Source organism: Nostoc sp. UIC 10890 (genome assembly GCF_054786515.1).
Genome location: NZ_JBSGKF010000001.1, coordinates 758,384 through 776,140 on the forward strand (window position 1 = coordinate 758,384; position 17,757 = coordinate 776,140).

General features: G+C 40.6%; 15 protein-coding genes. 11 read left to right on the top strand and 4 right to left on the bottom strand.

Annotation, left to right across the window (positions count from 1 at the left end):
* Positions 1–192: 192 nt before the first annotated feature.
* Positions 193–1,467, top strand: coding sequence for a ribulose bisphosphate carboxylase small subunit (locus tag ACWATR_RS03070; RefSeq protein WP_460329417.1), 1,275 nt, complete (start codon positions 193–195; stop codon positions 1,465–1,467).
* Positions 1,468–1,822: 355 nt separating this feature from the next.
* On the opposite strand, the gene ACWATR_RS03075 is transcribed toward ACWATR_RS03070, so the two are convergent.
* A complete protein-coding gene (locus tag ACWATR_RS03075) occupies positions 1,823–2,578 on the bottom strand; it encodes a hypothetical protein (protein WP_460329420.1) in 756 nt (251 codons plus the stop codon).
* Between the two features lie 365 nt (positions 2,579–2,943).
* Complete coding sequence (locus ACWATR_RS03080) at positions 2,944–3,339, bottom strand: hypothetical protein (RefSeq protein ID WP_460329422.1); 396 nt, start codon at positions 3,337–3,339, stop codon at positions 2,944–2,946.
* A 164-nt stretch (positions 3,340–3,503) separates the two neighbouring features.
* Between ACWATR_RS03080 and ACWATR_RS03085 the strand changes: the two genes are divergently transcribed.
* The 8 genes from ACWATR_RS03085 to ACWATR_RS03120 all read left to right on the top strand — a co-directional run bounded on the left by ACWATR_RS03085 (position 3,504) and on the right by ACWATR_RS03120 (position 9,962).
* Entirely contained in the window at positions 3,504–3,704 is a 201-nt protein-coding gene (locus ACWATR_RS03085; RefSeq protein ID WP_460329424.1) for a hypothetical protein, read from the top strand.
* Positions 3,705–4,120: 416 nt separating this feature from the next.
* Complete coding sequence (locus ACWATR_RS03090) at positions 4,121–5,281, top strand: sigma-70 family RNA polymerase sigma factor (RefSeq protein ID WP_460329426.1); 1,161 nt, start codon at positions 4,121–4,123, stop codon at positions 5,279–5,281.
* A gap of 170 nt (positions 5,282–5,451) precedes the next feature.
* Complete coding sequence (locus ACWATR_RS03095) at positions 5,452–6,618, top strand: DUF1822 family protein (protein WP_460329428.1); 1,167 nt, start codon at positions 5,452–5,454, stop codon at positions 6,616–6,618.
* 72 nt (positions 6,619–6,690) lie between these two features.
* Complete coding sequence (locus ACWATR_RS03100) at positions 6,691–7,158, top strand: DUF4870 domain-containing protein (RefSeq protein WP_460329430.1); 468 nt, start codon at positions 6,691–6,693, stop codon at positions 7,156–7,158.
* A gap of 237 nt (positions 7,159–7,395) precedes the next feature.
* A complete protein-coding gene (locus ACWATR_RS03105) occupies positions 7,396–8,304 on the top strand; it encodes a beta-1,6-N-acetylglucosaminyltransferase (protein ID WP_460329432.1) in 909 nt (302 codons plus the stop codon).
* Between the two features lie 29 nt (positions 8,305–8,333).
* Complete coding sequence (locus ACWATR_RS03110; protein ID WP_460340163.1) at positions 8,334–9,431, top strand: Gfo/Idh/MocA family protein; 1,098 nt, start codon at positions 8,334–8,336, stop codon at positions 9,429–9,431.
* 4 nt (positions 9,432–9,435) lie between these two features.
* On the top strand, positions 9,436–9,681 hold the full coding sequence (locus tag ACWATR_RS03115) for an HNH endonuclease (RefSeq protein ID WP_460329434.1): 246 nt from the start codon (positions 9,436–9,438) through the stop codon (positions 9,679–9,681).
* Positions 9,682–9,716: 35 nt separating this feature from the next.
* On the top strand, positions 9,717–9,962 hold the full coding sequence (locus ACWATR_RS03120) for a hypothetical protein (protein ID WP_460329436.1): 246 nt from the start codon (positions 9,717–9,719) through the stop codon (positions 9,960–9,962).
* Between the two features lie 158 nt (positions 9,963–10,120).
* Here ACWATR_RS03120 and ACWATR_RS03125 read toward each other — a convergent pair whose 3' ends face one another.
* Complete coding sequence (locus tag ACWATR_RS03125; protein ID WP_460329438.1) at positions 10,121–12,877, bottom strand: DUF3536 domain-containing protein; 2,757 nt, start codon at positions 12,875–12,877, stop codon at positions 10,121–10,123.
* A gap of 525 nt (positions 12,878–13,402) precedes the next feature.
* Between ACWATR_RS03125 and cax the strand changes: the two genes are divergently transcribed.
* Positions 13,403–14,494, top strand: coding sequence for a calcium/proton exchanger (gene cax, locus ACWATR_RS03130; protein ID WP_460329440.1), 1,092 nt, complete (start codon positions 13,403–13,405; stop codon positions 14,492–14,494).
* Positions 14,495–14,715: 221 nt separating this feature from the next.
* On the top strand, positions 14,716–15,855 hold the full coding sequence (locus ACWATR_RS03135) for a protein kinase domain-containing protein (RefSeq protein ID WP_460329442.1): 1,140 nt from the start codon (positions 14,716–14,718) through the stop codon (positions 15,853–15,855).
* A 259-nt stretch (positions 15,856–16,114) separates the two neighbouring features.
* On the opposite strand, the gene gndA is transcribed toward ACWATR_RS03135, so the two are convergent.
* On the bottom strand, positions 16,115–17,545 hold the full coding sequence (gndA, locus tag ACWATR_RS03140; protein ID WP_460329444.1) for an NADP-dependent phosphogluconate dehydrogenase: 1,431 nt from the start codon (positions 17,543–17,545) through the stop codon (positions 16,115–16,117).
* Positions 17,546–17,757 lie beyond the last annotated feature (212 nt).

Here is a 17,757-nt window from a genome sequence, read left to right on the forward strand (position 1 = left end):
AAAATTAAAAATGAAGACAGCGTAAGGGTTTTGTTGATTGGGAATGGGTGGTTTATTTTCGCCGTGCTGTACTAGGTTTAGCTGCGCTTAGGCGTAGTTAAACTGTGTCATGTGTGAAAGAAAAGCGATCGCTATCCTCAAAAAAAACTTAACATTAACCTTAGAAGTGTTAATTTTTCATCATACAAGCTCATGGGTTACTACATCGCTCCCCGCTTTTTGGACAAACTGGCTGTCCACATCACTAAAAATTTCCTGAAACTTCCTGGCGTGCGAGTTCCCGTGATTTTGGGTATTCATGGACGCAAAGGAGAAGGCAAAACATTTCAATGTCAATTAGTCTTCGAAAAAATGGGTATCGAAGTGACTCACGTATCTGGCGGCGAATTGGAAAGTCCAGATGCAGGAGATCCAGCGCGGTTGATTCGGCTACGCTATCGGGAAACAGCGGAACTGATCAAAGTACGCGGCAAAATGTGTGTACTGATGATTAACGATTTAGATGCTGGTGCTGGACGTTTTGATGAAGGTACTCAATATACCGTCAATACCCAGTTGGTAAATGCCACACTGATGAATATTGCTGATAATCCCACAGATGTGCAGTTGCCGGGAAGCTATGATTCCACACCTTTGCATCGTGTGCCGATTATTGTCACAGGTAATGATTTTTCTACCCTCTATGCACCGTTAATTCGGGATGGACGGATGGAGAAATTCTACTGGGAACCAGACAGAGACGACAAAGTGGGAATTGTCAAGGGGATTTTTGAACCGGATGGACTGTCACAAAAAGAAGTTGAACAGCTAGTTGATACTTTTATCAATCAGTCCATTGACTTTTTTAGCGCTTTGCGATCGCGCATTTATGACGAACAAATCCGCAACTACATTCATAAGGTAGGTTTTGAGCAGATATCCTTAAATGTAGTTAACAGCACTCAAGGGCCACCAGAATTTAAAAAGCCAGATTTCAGGCTGTCTCACTTAATCGAATCTGGTAACTTCCTCGTTGGTGAACAAAAACGGGTAGAAAATTCCCACTTGGTTGATGATTACAACCGACTAAATCGAGGTGGTAATTATAATCAATCTGCACCACCTGCTGCTGTAACACCAATTAGTCAACCGTCAAATCGTGCAACTCAAGAAGTAAAAACTAATGGATTCCAGAAACAGCAAGCGTCAAGTCCACATTTGACTCTAGAGACACAAGAACAGATTCGGCAATTATTATCTCAAGGTTACAAAATTAGTATTGAACACGTAGATGAACGTCGTTTTCGCACAGGTTCTTGGCAAAGTTGTGTTAATAGCCACATTGATGCTGAGTCTGATGCAATCTCCAATTTGGAATCAACTCTAACAGAATATAGCGGTGAATATGTGCGTTTGGTAGGGATTGATCCAAAGGCGAAGCGGCGCGTGGTGGAGACGATTATTCAGCGTCCAAATGGGAAAAATTAGGGATAGATACAGCAGAACTCAGGAGGTAGAAATCAGAAGTTCAATTGGCCCTTAGAAACTGCATTTACACAGACAAAACCCGCACAGGCGGGTTAAGAAATTTTCATGTTCTATTAGCTCAAGTTGGTGTAGCTCTTACAACAGTTTACAAGTAACTGAGTTACAAAAGGTAGGACTCACACATCATCTAGAAAGAGTTTTTACTTCCTGCTTCAAAACTCGAATCTTTGTACTTTATGTAAAAAACAACTGCTGTATTTGTGTAACTGTGAATTTTATTCGCTAGGGCTTTTTTCAATTCTCAAACAACTGAAAAAAATATGCTTCTTCAATTTGAGAGTTGAATCCTAACTTTTTAACTACAAGTATTTGCTGAAGCCGAGTTCATCTTTCTTAAGTCACCAGTAAATATGGCTGTATATTGATAAGGTGATGAACCAGAACAACTCATAGAATTTGTATTAGCGCGACGGGGAGTCCACCATGACTTTGCTTGCACAGTCAAAGTTGAATTTATGCTATTCCATGATAGGTTGTTGACAACTAAAGAGTTAGTTTGTCCATTATCCGCCTTTCTAGCAGATAAAAATGTGGCATCGGAAACATCGCCATTAGCTGGATTAATCCGGGCTATAACTGCGACTTTTGGCCCGCCTCCGCTACCATAACTAGGCAACCAACGTCCAATGGCAAAACGGCGAAAATCATTCCCAGACTGACTACCAGTAGAAGAGTAAACGCCATATAAAACATTACTTCCATTCCAATACAATCCGTAACCTGTACCATCATCCCTGGTTGTTTCGTAATCAGTACGACACCATGCTTTTATCCCATTATTGAAGCGAATAGTTATAGGGTTTTTGTTATTTGAAAGTTGCTGATAACCAATGTAAATGCTTGTATTTCCATTAAATACTCTGGGCCCATTTTTACCTTTAATTGTCGCTTCACTATCGTTGCAACTGAATGTTACAGCATTACCGATAGATGTATTTACCGTTTGGGCTGAAACTGGAAGAGTTTTTTGGGTGAGTACAAAATCAGCTACTAATATTACAGATACAGAAAAACCTGCAAAATACTTTTGTAATTTGCCAGAATAAATCATGGTATAAACCTGCCGAGTAAAGTGGAACGGAAAACACCGTACCACTATAAACTCTAATCAGTATTTAGACAAGTAAAATGGTTAAAACTCCCATTTTGCAGTGTTTTCAACATTATAAAAGATGAAACTATACTACAAAATGCATAATCTAATATGCGTGAAAATGCCTGATAGTAGCTGTATATAATTGTTGCTTATCAAAGAGAATCAGTAGCTAGAAGAAATTGCAATAGGTTACGCTTCACTATAGGCAATTGCAGGAGTTCAAAAAAAGGGTTTAATAAACAATGTAGCGTTTGTTCATTTTCCACATCCCTTGCGAGAATCTTTTTTATCCTTTCCCTCCTGCTTACCGTCGTACTTTATTAAGCGGTTTTAGGATTTTCATCTGATATTTCTTCTGAAACAGCTTTCAAGCGGCTCAATCTGCTTTTGCGAATACGTTCGCTATCACGAATACCACCTGCCATCTCATATTCGCTGCTGTCTTTACCATATTTAAAAGCAACTCCTCTTACCATCTTATCTGTAAGATTGCTTAAAGTTTTTTCCATCTCATCAATTTTAGTTTTGGAAGAGTCAATTACAGTTAAAGCAGTGTTATAAGCATCAAGCATAGTCCGTAATTGCTCAATTGATTTAGTCAAGTTTTGCAAATCGCAATTATCACCAAAATCCATATTTGAATCAATTGCTTTCAGTCCAGCGGATCTCAATTCAGCTTTTTTGAGAACACGGGATGTACGTTTTTTACGAGACATAAATATATTCCTTCGAGATGCTTATAAAGCTACTTTGCCTTACCAAGGCTGTTTTCTGGTTCAGTAAAATTAGGGAATAATTGTATTTATTAAAAAAAACAACTAAGTCTGAGTAATTTTTCTTAATTTTTAGCCTGTACCTGTTTTTCTTCACAATTGCTTTAATGTTGATAAGGGATATTGCAATGTTGATAAGGGATATTGCAACGTTGATAAGGGATATTGCAACGTTGATAAGGGATATTGCAATGTTGATGAGGAATATTACAATGTTGATGAAGAACATTGCAACGTTGATGATGAATGTTGCAATCTTGATGAAGAACATTGCAATCTTGATGATGAATCTTGCAATGTCGCAGTAGATTTTACGTATTTAGACCACGAGTAAGACGCTTTTCAGTTAGAGGATGTTTGAAAAGTCCTCTTGTTAGTAAAAAACGTTTTAGATTAAGCAGCGTTTTACCCCACCCTAACCCTCCCCTTGCAAAGGGGAGGGAACCGGATTTTCTATTTCCCCTTTTCGCACTCCAAAGGGATAAGAGGCGTTGATTATAACTTGCAAAGGGGAGGGAACTGGATTTTCTATTTCCCCCCTTTCCAAGGGGGGATTAAGGGGGGTAATTTGACTTGTGTGTACACCGTAGCCTTATAAAGGGGAGGTTGGGAGGGATGAAAATAATACGCAGCTTTACAGAAAATTGGTATTAAACCCTTTGTTATAAAATAAGCTAACTTCTGCCACAGTGTACTAGATTTAATTTGGGATTTTCCAATTTTTATGCAACCTCGACAAGGCATCATTGAAATCTTTTCAACTTTTGTGCAATTTGCTGGCGAACGCTTTAGTCGTTGGGGGACGGAATCAAATTTGCGTCGCAGCATTCAAAGTTGTTTAAACCGCACGCCACAAGAAACTTCTGAATACTTTTGGGCACTTTATTGGTATAAGTTTTGGCAGCTTCCCGAAACTGAGTCAATAGCTAGGCAACATCTTATAGCTTATTTGCAAGAACCTTGCTATTGGGTATCTCAAAAGACGGTTACTAGTTTTGCCAGTACTCAGTATAAACTGTCAGACTGTTTTCAGATTGCGATCGCACAAGTTGATAAAGTCCTCAAAGGTTTTAACCCTAATCAAGGTTTTACCTTAAAAAACTACGCCAATGCCATTTTTAGCGGTGCTATCCGCGAAACTTTGCGCCAAAAGAGGGAAGTTGACATTTGTACAGATTGGGGACTGTTGCGAAAAATCACTAAAAAGCTTTTGGTGGAGTCTTTGCAAAATGCTGGCTTATCCCCAGAAAATATTAATGCTTATATCCTGGCTTGGAATTGTTTCACAACCCTATATATTCCTACAAAAACTGGTACTTCCCGCCAACTTTCTCGACCCGACGATAAAGTTTGGGAAGCGATCGCTAAAGCTTATAATTCACAAAGTAGTCAGCAAGTCAATCCCCAAACTTTGGAAAAATGGCTGCTAAATGCTGCTAAATCTGTACGCAAGTATTGTTATCCCACCCCGGAGTCTCTGAATACTCCCAAAGGTGGCGATGATTCCTGGGAGTGGCTGGACAATCTTACGGGAGGTCAACAAGAATCTCTAATCAATGAAATTGTCGCCCAAGAAGAAGAACAAACTAGAATTTCTCAGCAAACTGAGATTAACAAAGTTTTAGTTGTAGCGATCGCTCAACTTGAACCGCAATTACAAGAGATTGTACAACTTTACTATGGGCAAGAACTAACTCAAGACAAAATTGCTAAACAATTACAAATGCAGCAATATACTGTCTCGCGGCGACTGAAAAAAGCACAGGAAGCTTTGTTGCGGTCTTTGGCTAACTGGAGTCAAGATAATTTGCATATTTCTATTACCTCAGACCTACTCAAAAGTATAAATACAGTCATGGAGGAATGGCTGAGAAATTATTACTAGGGACTGGGGATTGGGGACTGGGGACTGGGACTGGGGACTGGGGACTGGGGACTGGGTAAATAAGCAATCTCCAATCCCTAATCCTAAATCCCCAATCCTAAATCCTAAATCCTAAATCCCCAATCCCCAATCCTAAATCCCCAATCCCCAATCCCCAATCCCCAATCCCCATGACTACTATATTTACTTTTGCTAACCCAACTGACCTGATTTTAGAAATCCCCACCGCCACTCAAAATCAAGCGGATGTTTACAGTCAATCTTTTTCTAACCCCACTTCTGGCTATCAAGGTTATATTAATGAACTTTGCCTAAGTGCTATTTTGCTATGGTTACAAGAAGATTTCACGCCTCAAGCAAAGGTCTGGCCAAATACAACCGTTTTATCGAGTTTCTGGGAAATAGTAAATGGAACCGCAATCACTTTAGATGTAACTCGATTTATCTTGATTCCCAGTGAGACAATTGATTTAAGCGAATTGCGAGTACCGCAAGAATGGGTGGATATTCCCAGTTGGGTAGGTGATTACTACTTAGCTGTGCAGGTAGAACCAGATGAAGGCTATGTTAGAGTTTGGGGTTATTGCACCCATACACAACTCAAATCTCAGGGTAGTTATGATCCAGGCGATCGCACTTATTCTCTTGATGCTGCTGACATCATCAATGATATCAGTGTTTTAGCTGTGGCGCGGCAACTTTGTTTAGAAGAATCAACACGTATCGCTATTGAAGAGATTCTTCCTATACCGCAACCACAAGCACAAAACTTAATTACCCGTCTGGGAAATCCAGAAATACTTACACCGAGATTAGCTATCCCTTTTCAATTATGGGGAGGGTTAATTGAACATGGCGGGTGGCGAAAAAGCTTATATCAACGACGCTTGGGACTACCAGAACAGTGGTCGGTTCTCCAATGGTTGCAAAGCGGTGTTTCCCAAGTTGCTGAAGCTGCCGGTTGGGGAAGCTTTGATTTACAACTGAGTGCGGCTGGGGCGCGGAGTGTTGACCAAAGGCAACCAGAATCTATTTTATCTCGTGAACTGGCGATCGCAGGTCAAATCTATGAATTGCTGATTACACCACAAGACGAACCAGACGCGACTGTTTGGCGCTTTGAGTTACGCAACCTGACAGTGGGTGCAGCTATTCCTGGTGGTTTTAAACTCCGACTACTCACTGAAGATTTACAGCCTTTTCCCAACAACGAAGATATTGCTATATCTGCTGTAGAACAACTTTACGTAGAAGTTGCGCTGCTGCCAGGAGAAGGCATAGTCTGGGAAATAGAACCTCTTCCCGAAAATTATGACCGAGAAATACTCAGATTTTAAACTCTTATTTGGCTTTTTTATAGATAATTACAGTGGAGAAGTGTCTGGTAAATCACTTACATATAAAAAGCCATGAGAGCAAAACCTAAACAACAAATGCGTATATGGGCGATGTTGTGTCATTTATCAGCTTTATTGGGATGGATATTATTATGTTTTCTAGTATTTATTGGTATCCCTTTATATTTACCCCTCAATCTTTTAGCCCCACTCATCATCTGGAAATTTAAAAAATCACAATATCCCTGGATTGATTTACAAGGGAAGGAATCACTGAATTTTCAAATTTCTTTAACATTCTATACTTTGATTTTCATAGCAATCTCCTTGTTTTTATTGTTAATTAGCTTTAGTCTGGCACTGGTTACCAATGGTTCATTTAATGAAATCAAAACTACTTTAGATAGCTTATTATTTTTTCTCATAGCTTTAATTTCATTAAAACTATTACTCCAATCATTCTTAGTAACTTTTGCGGCTGTCAAAGCTTACAATGGAGAACATTATCGTTACCCTTTAACAGTTAGATTTTTACGATAAAAATGATTATATCTCTGTTATGTAATATTGATGATTCTCAAATAAACATTAAAGTGTTATATTTTTATTGGCTCACTTTATGGTATAGAATTCTAGCATAATACAATCTTAAATATTGCCTTTTATCTGGTTAATTTTTTAGGGGTTCAGTTTTTATGATGAAACTGAAATTAAATGATAGAGTATTGAAATGACAAAAAACAAATTTAAATTTATTTATATACCTAAATAATTTTTATGAGAATAGCATATATAATTTTAGCCCATAATCATACTGAACAATTGGTGCGCCTTATTCATAAATTAAATGTCAATAATATATCATTTTTTATACATATAGATAAAAACGCAGATACTAAAACATACTATCACTTATTCACTCATTTTAAAGATTTTCCAAATGTACTTTTTATTAAGAGATATAATTCAAAATGGGGAAGTTTTAACGCTGTAATAGCTACTCTTGAAGGAATAAAATCAATAGTCGAAACAGGTACTTACTTTGATTATATTATTCACTTATCTGGTCAAGATTATTTAATAAAGTCCAATACAGAAATATGTAAATTTCTCCAAGAGAATAAAGGTAGAGAATTTATAGAGTATTTCCCCCTACCTTGTAGTAAATGGAGAGAAGGTGGCTTAAGAAGAATAGAATATTGGCATATTCATTGGAACGACGATTATTTTTGTTTTCCTGAAAAACGTGAATTTAAATCTGCTATTGCATCTTCCTTGTATTCATTTTTGAGTTTGCTTTTACCTAATAAACGTAAATTTCCTAAAGACTTTGCTCTTTATGGAGGTTCTGCATTTTGGTGTTTAACCGGAGAATGTGTAAACTATATAAATGATTTTGTCCAACACAACCCTAAGTTTGTTAATCGGTTTAATTACACTTTAATGGCAGATGAACTATTCTACCAAATACTTATTTTAAATTCGCCCTTTAAAGATAAAATAGTTAACAATAACATGAGATATATAGATTGGGGTGACGTTAATGCCTATCATCCAAGAATTTTAGAGAAAAAGGATTTTGAAAAAATCAGGCAATCAGAAAAGTTATTCGCTAGGAAGTTTGATGCAAGTAAAGACTCGGATATATTAGATATGATAGACAAAATGATATTATTAAATAACTAATATGTATAAATATGGGAGTATATAATAATATGATTGGAGTTGCGATCGCAGGCACGGGATTTGGTCAAAAAGTCCACATTCCTGGATTTCAAGCACATCCTCGCACGGAGGTAGTTGCTGTTTATCATCGAGATATAAATAAAGCTAAAGCTATAGCAGAATCCCATAATATCCGCCATGCCTCTGACTCACTTGCAGATATTGTGGCATTACCTGAAGTGCAAGCAGTCAGCATCTCTACACCGCCATTTTTGCACTATGAAATGGCAAAAACTGTACTGCAAGCTGGGAAACATTTATTATTAGAAAAACCAACAACCTTAAATGCAATTGAAGCTAAAGAACTTTATCAGTTAGCGAAAGCAAAAAGCGCCATTGCAACTGTAGACTTTGAATTTCGCTTTGTCCCAGCATGGCAGTTATTTGCTGAATTATTGTCAGAAGATTATGTGGGTAAGTTACGCCTAATTAAAATTGATTGGTTAGGTTCTTCTCGTGCTGATAATTCACGCCCTTGGAATTGGTATTCTGAAAAGGATAAAGGAGGTGGTGCATTAGGATCTTTGGGTTCCCACGCCTTCGATTATATTCACTGGTTATTCGGGCCAGTCCGTAGATTAAACGCCCATTTAACTACTGCTATTCCTACGCGAGTTGACCCTGTTAGTGGGGAATCCAAGCCAGTGAATACAGATGACAACTGTATATTAACGCTGGAATTAGCTAATGGTACACCTTGCCAACTTTCTATTAGTGCAGTTGTTTATGCACCAAGAACCCATTGGGTAGAAGTATATGGCGATCGCGGTACATTAATAGTGGGCAGTGAAAATCAAAAAGATTATATACATGGTTTTCGTGTTTGGGGTTCCCAGCCAGGTAAACCTCTAACGGAAATAGAAATACCAAATCGGTTAATTTTCCCCAAAAATTATGCTGATGGACGCATTTCTGCATTTATCCGCGTAGTAGACCAATGGGTGCAAGGAATTGACCGCAATCAGGAAATTACACCATCCCTACGAGAAGGAATTTATTCTCAGTTGTTGATGGATTTATCCCATGAATCTCATACAAAAGCAAGTTGGATAGATGTACCCAGCTTGGAAGGATTTCTTAGCAACTAAATAAATGAGCAAAACTCCCCGCATTCGTATCCCACCGGAAGTAAGAATTTATGTTTTTCAACGTGACAAATATCAATGCCAAAGCTGCGGTAAAACCACTGTAGAAACTAACCTTAGCATTGACCATATCATTCCCCTTGCCCGTGGCGGTCAAAACGATATCAGCAATCTCCAAACTCTTTGTTTTACCTGCAATCAGCAGAAAATAGACAAAATTGATCCTCGTTTCCGGCGATATTTTCAGCTATAGGTTACGATGGTATGAGCTATTAGTTTCTCATTTCTATGCCTCAAAATCACAATAGCAATTCGCAAAAATTCCTCAACATTAAAACTACTTTTTTCTACCTCTTCACTGTCATAGCTGTTTTAGTAGTAGCCTTTCCCTGGCTATATGAGATTAAAACGAAAGCTGGGATCGATATATCACGTAGCCGCCACGCAGGAACCTTTTTTGAGAAACATACATTTGGACTCTTTAGGTGTGAGTGGCTTTATCCTTACCATTGCGATCGCTCCCAAGTTAAGTAAAGGCAATTAAAAAGAGAAGGGGAAAATTTTCCCCTTCTCTCTATGTAAAATTTTTACCTCAACTAACTTAACCAAAGATTGACCTCGTTCCCAGTCTCCGATTAGGAACGAGGTTTTGACTTAAGTTGATATCAATGCACCGCTGTGATGTGCCACATCTATCCCAACTGATTTGAGATCATGCTGACATCAACGGCTAACTTTTTACCCAACTTGAGCAACTGAAGACACTGATTATCTCCTTCATTGCCAAGACTAGTGATACACACCGGCGCGATCTGACTGTGCAGACAACTAAAATATAGTTCCTGCGATCGCTGTAAGGAAATGTCAATATTTAGTTGATCCCCGACATCAATCAATCTCTCCAATAGTTGGATATCTGCATTAAAGCTACCATTAGCATCATGCAACAATTGCCAGAGCGATCGCGCAATTAACTGTTCTAACATCTGCTTACCGTCGGGAATATTCAGCCGACAACGCAGATGTTTTGCTTCAGTTGCGATCGCTTCCAATTCTAATATGTGACTCCAACTCTTTTGGGGATCAGCGATATCTTGCTCTAGCGATCGCAATGTCATCAAACAACGATGCCCTAAAGCAATATCTGCTGCTACCTGCAATTCTTGCGGTACTGCTATTTCATCTCGATGAAACGCCATCAGCACACCATAATTATCACGGTAGGCTTGGGTATACAACTGTCCTAAACGCGTCAGTGTTTCCTCACTCAGCAGCCGCATAATCCGGTGGCGTTCTTCAGCAAATAGATTTTGCAAGTTAAAAGCTTCTTCGCCAAATAGCTGTGTCATCGCCAAGATCGTATGAGCCGCGCTAGCTTGTTTTAGTGCGCCGAACAGCTTTTCTTTTAATTGGCTGTAGTCACGCCGTCCAGTAAATTGTTGAATACAGCAGTGGAAATCCCAGCCTCCTAAATGGAGAACCGCAAATACCAAATGCTCGCTTTCCCAAGTAATCTCTGATACCAGCTTTAAATTCCCCACAGCCAGAGTTAGCGATCCCATCCGTTGCATCTGGTAATCTAGCTCATTGGCAGCGTAGCAATAAACTTTTTTGTGGTAACGCTGAGACTGTTTATCAGCAGCATCTTTTCTAGGCAAAGAATTGTGCGTCTGTGCTGGTTTCTGATTTGTAAACAGAGAAGTAATAGCGTAATGGGCTGCTACTTGCTTAAAGCCAAGCTGGGCAGTTAACACGAGTTGCCGATAAATTTCGCCACCGTGTTTAAAGTCATCCACATTGCTGGGGGCTAAACCAAGACGTTTGACGAAGCCTTTTTCCAACTGCACACCAGCCACTTCCCCTGCTAATTCCAAAGCACGGCCGGCGTAGCGCAGAATTTGTGTCCCCTCTGGACGGGAAATTTCTTCAAAAAACCAACCGCAACTAGTGAACATCAACAAAGCGTGACGCTGCATTTCCAATAAACGCAGAGCGTCTACTTGTTCGGCGGCGGTTAGTTTGTGAGTTTGATGACGGGCTAGGAAACGGTTGACATTGGTAGCAGAGCGATCGCGCATCACTTGGATATATTCATCTCGTGTTTGCCAGGGATCACGAAATAACTGCCTACCATGTTCCTCATACACCTCAGTTAACTGATCCCGCAGCCAATTTAGGGCATCCCGCAGGGGACGACGCCATTTCTGATGCCAAACTGAGCCTTCTCCACCGCAACCACAGTCATCTTGCCATCTGTCTACACCGTGGGCGCAACTCCAGGCCGTGACTGACTTTAATTCCACTTCCCAACCGGGAGAATTTAAGCTGAGGTAATGAGCGAAGTTTGTTACAGTCCAACCCTGTTGAGGAAACTCTTTAGTAAAGGCGTAGGCTAAAGTTTTCTCAGTTCCTTTTTTGTGATGTCCGAAGGTTTCCCCATCTGTCGCCACAGAGATTAACTGTGTTTGACGATGATCCCCACGTACTGCCGAACCAATACGTCCAGCAAAGTGAGTGGAATTATAAACGACATCACTAAAACCCATGTCTCGCGATATCGGGCCATCGTAGAAGAAGATATCAATGTAGGGGAGGGAGTCGGGAGTCGGGAGTTGGGAGTGGTTACTATCCCCATTCCCTACTCCCAATTCCCTACTCCCTTCCTTGATCGCACTCAGAGGTGAAGATGAAGTATCTAGTGTGGGCTTCAAATAACAACGATAGGGACGTGTGGGATCAATCTGACTACCACCGACTTCGTGCCATTCAGGATGGGGATGATCTGGAGTGGGGAGGGGACGGCAACGCAGGGCTTGAGATGGTGCAAGGATAATGAAGCGAATACCCTCAGCAACCAGAGCTTCCAGGGTGGCATAATCCACACCTGTTTCTGCAAGCCACATTCCTTCGGGATCACGACCAAAGCGGGAGCGGAAGTCTTCTTTACCCCAGCGAATTTGGGTGTATTTGTCGCGCTCATTCGCCAGAGGCATGATGATGTGATTGTATACTTGCGCGATCGCATTGCCATGACCATGCAACCGTTGGCTACTCTTGGCATCCGCCTCTAAAATCCGCTGATAAACCTCCACATCGTAGCGTTCTAGCCACGACATCAGCGTTGGCCCAATATTAAAACTGAAATACTCATAATTGTTGACGATCCCCACCACTTCGCCTTGGTCATTTAAGACTCTGGCAAAGGCATTCGGACGATAGCATTCCCAATGAATCCGCTCATTCCAGTCATGGAAAGGCGCAGCGCTCGGTTGGCGTTCAATTGCGTCCAGATAAGGGTTTTCCCTTGGTGGCTGGTAAAAATGACCATGCACCGTCACATAAACACCATTAGCCTTTCTCAGGGGATCGGTTTCGTGAGCGTTTTTGGGATCTGAATGTAATGTTAACGTTGAGCCAGAGCTAGCTGGCATTTCAGCAGCAGAAGTCATGTATATTTATCCAAAACAAAAAACTTGCAGTTGCACCGAAAACATTGTGCATAAACCTTTCTACAATGGTTTGTACACAAAATCCGGTATAAACAACAACTTTAAAATCCAACGAAATTTTTGACAAAGCGATTTTATTGTAGTGGGAAATCTGCGTTATCGCACAGCCCTTTCCCTGAAGGCTCAAAGTAATTAGCCATCGAACAAGGCCTTAGTTAGGGGTTTCTCGTTAGCAGCGCCAATCAAAATTTTAATTGTCTTTTAATATATTAAACCCCATTTTTGGTGTAATATTTTGGCTCAATTTCATAGTTTTGCAACAAAAGATTACAAACACTTATTATATCGCAATTGAATTTTACATATACAGCAGTGAGCTGAAAACAGTACAATTCCTGAATTAGTCTACAGACGGTTGAGAGTATCATATCGGAGTGATGAGTGAAAGCGATTGTTAATTCAACACTCAAAATTTCAACATTAGGATTGCTCGCTGTGAATGATACCCTCAACTTAAGACAACAAATGTCAACCAAAAACATTATTCTTTTCGCTTTATTACTGTTTATCCCGATTTCTGTAGCGGCCCACTTTCTGGAATGGGGAGAATTGATAGTTTTCATTACAGCTGGATTAGCAATTCTGCCCTTAGCAGCTTGGATGGGTACAGCCACAGAAGAAATTGCTGTCGTAGTCGGGCCATCATTGGGGGGCTTGTTAAACGCCACCTTTGGCAATGCTACAGAATTAATCATCGCCCTAGTAGCGCTGAACGCTGGGTTAATAGATGTAGTCAAAGCCAGCATCACGGGATCGATTATTAGCAACTTACTATTGGTGATGGGTTTTTCCATGCTTTTGGGGGGACTGCGCTACAAAGAACAGACATTTCAGCCAATAGTGGCGCGGGTGAATGCTGATTCGATGAATTTGGCGGTGATTGCCATTTTGATGCCAACAGCCATGAATTATACCTCTCAAGGAATTAACGAACAAACACTGCAAAATTTTTCTATTGCTGTTGCTGTAGTGTTAATCCTGGTTTATGCCTTAACGCTGCTATTTTCGATGAAAACCCACTCCTATCTTTATGATGTGGGTGTAGCAGAGACAGAAGAAGAGGAAATCCCTCATGCTAAACCAAATATGATGTTGTGGGTTGGCGTGTTGCTAGTATGCACCTTACTAGTGGCATTTGAGTCAGAAATGCTAGTAGATTCTCTGGAAGTGGCCACATCTCAGCTAGGTTTGACGGCGCTGTTTACAGGGGTGATTTTGGTTCCCATCGTCGGTAACGCGGCTGAACACGCCACAGCAGTCACCGTGGCGATGAAAAATAAAATGGATCTTTCCCTTTCGGTAGCAGTGGGATCAAGTATGCAGATTGCCTTGTTTGTCGCGCCCGTGTTGGTGATCGCAGGACGGATAATGGGTAAACCAATGGATTTGGATTTCCAACCCTTTGAATTAGTAGCTGTGGTTGCGTCAGTGTTGATTGCAAACAGTATTAGTTCTGATGGTAAGTCCAATTGGCTGGAAGGCACTTTGTTATTAGCTACCTATACAGTGTTGGGATTCGCCTTCTACTTCCATCCAGTTATAGAAGGTATAGGCTAGTACCGCAAGGCGGAAGTCAAAAGTTAAAAGTCAAAAGTCAAAAGAATTGTATTCTAAGCTTTTGCGCCATTTGAAATGGTATGTTTGTTTCCGCCGTGCTGTACTAGTTAAGCAGTGCGTAGGCGTAGCCCGTCGTAGACATCGCTCATAGTTTAACGGATTCGCAGAAGTCCACATGCTCAACGCCAGTAAAATAAAGAGATATAAGAGCGATCGCCTGTATGAGCTACTGCCTTAATCCCCACTGTCCCAAGCCTGAAAATCCCGATCATGTAAATTTTTGCGTGACTTGTGGTTCCAAGTTACTCCTCAAAGAACGTTACCGTGCGATCAAACCAATCGGACAAGGTGGTTTTGGCAAAACCTTCTTAGCTGTGGATGAGGATAAACCCTCAAAACCACGCTGCGTAATTAAGCAATTTTATCCCCAATCCCAAGGCACTAACACGCTGGCCAAAGCCGTAGAGTTATTTAACCAAGAAGCGGTGCAGTTAGATGAATTGGGCAAACATCCCCAAATTCCCGAACTACTGGCATATTTTACCCAAGAAAATCGGCAGTATCTTGTACAAGAATTTATTGACGGGCAAAACTTAGCCCAGGAATTGGCACATAGAGGTGCTTTTAGTGAAATACAAATTTGGCAATTACTAAGTGATTTATTACCAGTTTTGCAATTTTGTCATACTAGACACGTAATTCACCGCGATATTAAGCCAGAAAATATTATTTTACGCGAGAGCGATCGCAAACTAGTATTAGTAGATTTTGGTGCTGCTAAATCTGCCACTGGCACTGCCTTAAATAGAACTGGTACTAGTATTGGGAGTCCAGAATATGTTGCACCTGAACAAATGAGAGGTAGGGCTGTTTTTGCCAGCGATATTTACAGTTTAGGTGCGACTTGTATTAATTTATTAACAGTGCGATCGCCTTTCGATTCTTATGATACCAATAACGATACATGGGTATGGCAGCAATACTTGCAAACTCCTGTTAGTAATCAGTTGAGTCGCATTCTCAACAAGATGCTAGAAAGTATCCCAATTCGGCGTTATCAAACAGTAGATGAAGTTCTCAAAGACTTAAATCAACAGTCGCAAGTAGCAACCACACCAGCTATTCCACTAAAACCTATCCCTCAATCACCACTCAAATCTCCAGCCGCTTTTGTATCGAAATCTCCGAGTCAACTTGAGAAAGAATTAGAGGAAATGAAAACCCAGTTTTTGGGTAGCAGCAAACCTCAACCAAATAAAATACAGCCACCAAATCCCACATCTCAGCCTTCTAGTACAAATAAAATAGATGAAGAATTAGAACAATTAAAAGCCAAATATCTTGGTAATAATAATCCTTAAAATCTAATACAATTCAGATAAGACCAAAACACTTGTAGAGACGGCGATTTATCGCGTCTTCAAAGACCAATTACCTACACCAATAACTTTTAACCCAAGCGTATTGCCTTAAAATCAATCAATAAGATACAGCAGTTTTATTTTGCATTTAACTCAGTATTAAAAAGAAAGTGACTCTGAAACTCAGAGTCACTTGTAATATTTATTCTGAAACAGTCTAAATTTACTCAATAAATTGAGAATTTAGATGAGTGAAAATTTACTTCTCGGCTTCAGCAATGGGAACCCATTCAGTATGGAAACTTCCGGGCTTATCAAGACGCAGGTAGGTATGTGCGCCGAAGTAGTCGCGTTGTGCTTGAGTTAGATTTTGAGGTAAGCGATCGCGGCGATAGCTGTCAAAATAATCCAAGGATGCGCTAAATGCGGGTACTGGAATTCCTACTGTTGCGGCTGTCGCAATCACTTCCCGCCAAGCAGTCTGTCTGTCGAGAATTGTCTGCTTAAATTCGGGAGCTAACAGCAAGTTAGGCAAAGCTGGATTTTCGCTAAAAGCCTTCTTAATCTTATTCAAGAAGCGAGCGCGAATAATACAACCACCTTTCCAAATCCGCGCCATTTCGCCCAGATCCAAATTCCAGTTATATGTTTTTGAAGCTGTGGATAGCAACGCCATCCCTTGAGCATAAGAACAGATTTTTGAGCAATAGAGAGCATCACGGACTTTGTTGATAAAGTCCTTGGTTTGCCCGTCATACTTGCCACTGGGGCCTGTGAGGACTTTCGATGCTGCAACCCGCTCATCTTTAATCGAAGATATAATCCGGGCATTAACTGCTGCTGTAATTGTGGGAATAGCAACTCCCAATTCCAATGCAGTTTGTACAGTCCAGCGTCCAGTTCCCTTTTGACCGGCTGCGTCAACAATCAAATCCACTAGGGGTTTATTTGTTTCTGGGTCAATATATGGGAAGATATTCTTCGTAATCTCAATCAAGAATGAATCGAGTTCATCGGTGGTATTCCATTCAGCAAACACGTCATGTAGCTGACTGGGGTTTAATCCAGCGACATTTTTCAACAAATCGTAGGCTTCAGCAATTAGCTGCATATCGCCATACTCAATGCCGTTGTGTACCATTTTGACATAGTGGCCAGAACCACCAGGGCCAATGTAGGTTACACAAGGGCCATCATCGACTTGGGCAGCAATTTTGTTGAAAATTGGTGATAGAAACTCGTAAGAGCTTGTTGTACCTCCAGGCATCAGAGATGGGCCATTTAGCGCCCCTTCTTCACCGCCACTGACACCCATACCAAGATACCGAAGCCCAGCGGGTTCTAATTCCTGAGTGCGTCGTTCCGTATCTTCAAACCAAGAGTTGCCACCGTCGATAATGATATCGCCTTCGTCTAACAAGGGTTTTAGTTGAGCAATCACCGCATCCACTGGCTTACCAGCTTGCACCATTACTAGGATTTTGCGGGGACGTTCCAATAAGGCAACGAATTCTTCTAGAGTAAAGGCGGCTTTGACGTTCCTTCCTGTAGCACGCTGCGCCATAAACGCATCCGTTTTTTCGCGGGAGCGGTTGTAAACTGCAATTGGGAAGCCATTGCGCTCTACGTTGAGAGCGATGTTCTCACCCATAACGGCTAATCCAATCACACCAAAGCTTTGTAGTGTCATAAAAAATTTCTGGCTAACTCTTGCAGATCCTTTACCTATAAGGGTAGTCCGATATTTTCCGTTCTCCCCTAAAGAAGACCTTAAGACTTGAATAAAGGGCAAAAATTCACAACTAACATGGATAATTAATTTTAAATTGTATCTAAATCAACAATTGACTGGCAAAATTTGCAAAATTGTTATTTGAGGGACTGGGGACTGGGGACTGGAGA

Bases quoted from the DNA above. Each gene is read 5' to 3' on its own strand.
- ACWATR_RS03070 (WP_460329417.1), top strand. From the start codon at position 193: ATGGGTTACTACATCGCTCCCCGCTTTTTGGACAAACTGGCTGTCCAC.
- ACWATR_RS03075 (WP_460329420.1), bottom strand. From the start codon at position 2,578: ATGATTTATTCTGGCAAATTACAAAAGTATTTTGCAGGTTTTTCTGTA.
- ACWATR_RS03080 (WP_460329422.1), bottom strand. From the start codon at position 3,339: ATGTCTCGTAAAAAACGTACATCCCGTGTTCTCAAAAAAGCTGAATTG.
- ACWATR_RS03085 (WP_460329424.1), top strand. From the start codon at position 3,504: ATGTTGATAAGGGATATTGCAATGTTGATAAGGGATATTGCAACGTTG.
- ACWATR_RS03090 (WP_460329426.1), top strand. From the start codon at position 4,121: ATGCAACCTCGACAAGGCATCATTGAAATCTTTTCAACTTTTGTGCAA.
- ACWATR_RS03095 (WP_460329428.1), top strand. From the start codon at position 5,452: ATGACTACTATATTTACTTTTGCTAACCCAACTGACCTGATTTTAGAA.
- ACWATR_RS03100 (WP_460329430.1), top strand. From the start codon at position 6,691: ATGAGAGCAAAACCTAAACAACAAATGCGTATATGGGCGATGTTGTGT.
- ACWATR_RS03105 (WP_460329432.1), top strand. From the start codon at position 7,396: ATGAGAATAGCATATATAATTTTAGCCCATAATCATACTGAACAATTG.
- ACWATR_RS03110 (WP_460340163.1), top strand. From the start codon at position 8,334: ATGATTGGAGTTGCGATCGCAGGCACGGGATTTGGTCAAAAAGTCCAC.
- ACWATR_RS03115 (WP_460329434.1), top strand. From the start codon at position 9,436: ATGAGCAAAACTCCCCGCATTCGTATCCCACCGGAAGTAAGAATTTAT.
- ACWATR_RS03120 (WP_460329436.1), top strand. From the start codon at position 9,717: ATGCCTCAAAATCACAATAGCAATTCGCAAAAATTCCTCAACATTAAA.
- ACWATR_RS03125 (WP_460329438.1), bottom strand. From the start codon at position 12,877: ATGACTTCTGCTGCTGAAATGCCAGCTAGCTCTGGCTCAACGTTAACA.
- cax (WP_460329440.1), top strand. From the start codon at position 13,403: ATGTCAACCAAAAACATTATTCTTTTCGCTTTATTACTGTTTATCCCG.
- ACWATR_RS03135 (WP_460329442.1), top strand. From the start codon at position 14,716: ATGAGCTACTGCCTTAATCCCCACTGTCCCAAGCCTGAAAATCCCGAT.
- gndA (WP_460329444.1), bottom strand. From the start codon at position 17,545: ATGACACTACAAAGCTTTGGTGTGATTGGATTAGCCGTTATGGGTGAG.